Origin of the sequence: Aeromonas sp. EERV15 (assembly GCF_900079845.1) — a bacterium.
In the GTDB taxonomy this organism is placed as follows: domain Bacteria; phylum Pseudomonadota; class Gammaproteobacteria; order Enterobacterales; family Aeromonadaceae; genus Aeromonas; species Aeromonas sobria.
In genome coordinates, this window is sequence record NZ_FKKY02000176.1 from 1 (window position 1) to 434 (window position 434).

Sequence of the window (434 nt, forward strand, 5' to 3'; positions counted from 1 at the left end):
ACCGGGCTATGTTCAAGCAATCGTCACGGGAGATCCGTGTTCGCCGTACGACTCGGTCCTGGGCTCCTCGGTCGGGGACCTGTCGATGTCAAGCAGCGTGAGTATCCTCGAACCAGCGCCTCCAGCCAACGCCTGCCCATCGAGCTCTACGAGCCCTCTTTTTGCCTCTTCATGAAGGTTGCCCTTGCTCGATGCCACGACCTTTATCATGAGCCCGACGTTCTCCCCCCATCCGTGTTCTTTGCGATGGCACAGAAGGATAAATGCGCTCTTGCGATCGAGCAATGTGCCAGGCGGCATGAGGTCAGGGCCTATGAGTGCGTACAGCGTTGCGCGAAGCACCTCGATGGCGACTCTTGACCAGGCTTCGCGAGGCGGATTTGCTTCGCGTCTCACCCGGAGAACAGCTCGAAGTGCAAGTGGAAATGCTCTCC

At 58.8% G+C, this 434-nt stretch carries 1 protein-coding gene; it reads right to left on the bottom strand.

Annotation, left to right across the window (positions count from 1 at the left end):
• Window positions 1-12: 12 nt before the first annotated feature.
• On the bottom strand, window positions 13-434 hold a 422-nt coding region (locus BN4575_RS22380), incomplete at its 5' end, for a hypothetical protein (RefSeq protein ID WP_218060826.1).